This is a genomic window from Myxococcus vastator, assembly GCF_010894475.1.
GTDB lineage: Bacteria > Myxococcota > Myxococcia > Myxococcales > Myxococcaceae > Myxococcus > Myxococcus vastator.
Genome location: NZ_JAAIYB010000777.1, coordinates 1 through 1,929, shown reverse-complemented (window position 1 = coordinate 1,929; position 1,929 = coordinate 1). Strand labels below are relative to the sequence as shown.

General features: G+C 52.4%; 2 protein-coding genes. Both read right to left on the bottom strand.

Annotated features, from left to right (window positions below):
* Nucleotides 1-85 precede the first annotated feature (85 nt).
* Entirely contained in the window at nucleotides 86-1,276 is a 1,191-nt protein-coding gene (locus tag G4D87_RS37155; protein ID WP_163787501.1) for a Shedu immune nuclease family protein, read from the bottom strand.
* Nucleotides 1,277-1,324: 48 nt separating this feature from the next.
* Nucleotides 1,325-1,929, bottom strand: a 605-nt coding sequence (locus tag G4D87_RS37150) for a hypothetical protein (protein ID WP_205507877.1), incomplete at its 5' end; no start/stop codon positions are given.

Below are 1,929 nucleotides of genomic sequence, written 5' to 3'. Positions count from 1 at the left end.
GTTGTTTAGGGCTCGAGGGTGGGTCGATAGTGGTGGATGAAAACTGACAACGGATTCGACGATCCAACTCCACGCCGCTTGACTCCTACACCGCGCCGCTTTCCAAGAGGCGGATGAGAGTTTCAATTTTCTTGAATAGTTCGTCGAAGGTGATGATTTCTGTGCCTCGCTGCCCGCGTCGAAAGTATTCAAAGGAGTCTTTCATGTCGGCAGTTTCAAGTTGCTCTGTGTTGCCGACAACGACGAGGCACTTTGGATCTGCCAAGAGGAACCTCTCCTTCGACTTCAAATGCAGTTGGGCATAGTTCTCAAGGAACGTATCTTTGTACCGCCCGATTTGACCAACAGCACCGCATACGTCTCTGCTGACGGCAAAGACATCGGGTGGCCGGTAGGGTGACTTGCTCAGCAAAGGTGTCTCGGGTGTCTTGATTTCGACTACCATCACGTGACTGGTAAGTTCGCTTTGCAGGAGAAAGTCTGGCTGCTTTCCTCCAGTGTCCTCTAAACTCTTGCCGCCGACATAGGTCTTTGTGCCGAAAATCACGACTGGCATGGAGAACACCTGCGAGAAGACGAACGAATATTGCGTGAGGGTGGACTGCCAGAAGTTCTCGTCAGCGTTGCTCCTATTTGTGTTCCAGATAGAGAGTGCCTGCTTCAACATGCCAAGCCCGGCTAGAGCATTGAGCCCAGCCAAGTCTGCTGGAGCAAGCTTCGGCAGTGCCTCAACAACCTTCATCGCGTTGTCGTGGCCGGCGATCCATTTAAACAGTGACACAAGTCCTTCGGGGTTCATTGTCTCAATGACTCTTGCGGTGGCATCTAAGGTATCTAGGACCTTCGCGGCTTGAACGTAGTCGGAAAGTTCAAATTCATCCCCTGTACTCGGAAGCCGTTTTCCGTTTCGCCAATAAACACCGTACAGGCCTCTCACGACATGAGTGAGTTGGTAAATTTCGTCGGTGCTTAACTCTAGCTTAATGCCAGAGCCTGCCGTCATGGAGGTCAGCTTCACCTGAGTTTCATCGACCCATTCTTCAGTTTGTTCGGATGACTTGCGTTTTTGCCATACAAGCTCACCCCTGACTGGTTTCTTCTCGTCCTGCTTGTTGTTGACGAGTTGCGACTTGAAGACCAAGCGGGTTGTTTTGCCTGGTCGCAGGGTAATTGGTTCGACAGTGGCGGAATCAGGGCCGGTCTGCTTAATTTTTGCTCTCATGATCACCTTGCCTGTGTTGGCCTGCCCCCACGACTCGGAATCGTCGCGTGCCATCGTTTAGAACGGTACCGCAGCGTCTGTTGAAATGGATCGAGCAGGCTCTCAATGAGAGCTCTGGACCGCAACCAGTACGTAACGGAACTCCCCATATCCTGTACCTTGTACGGTACTGTACGGCCTCCAGTTCATCGTATACCGTCCAGTCAGCGTCACAGACTCTGTGCGATTCCCCAAGGTGTTTTTCTTGGTATTAGGCTTCCAGGCAAGCAGTCCGGAGAGGGTTTCTCCCTCTCTAAAGGTATGCGGAAATGCATCCCCCTTGGCGGACCGGGCATTGCTGTTCCAGTACCCGGGGTTGTTCGTCAGAAACAGAGCGTATCCAACCAGCGGTGGGTTCCCTGTCAGCAGCGACTCGATGCGATTAATGTCTTTCAGGTAGTCAAACCGCTTTTGCGAGGTGGCTGCTTGGTCAACTAGGCGAAAGGATTCGCCATTTCTTAAGGCAGCCAGGTCGTGCGTAATGTACTTCACCTCAATGGCACTGACGGAACCCGAGGCGTCTTCTACCCAAATGTCAAGGGCATCATTCTGTCTGCCAATCCCGAAGGCCGGATATTCCAGCCGGATTTTTAGGTCTTGATGCTGCATGCGTGTTCCAGCCGAATCGATCACCCATTCCGGACCAGCCCGATAACCCCCCATTACTT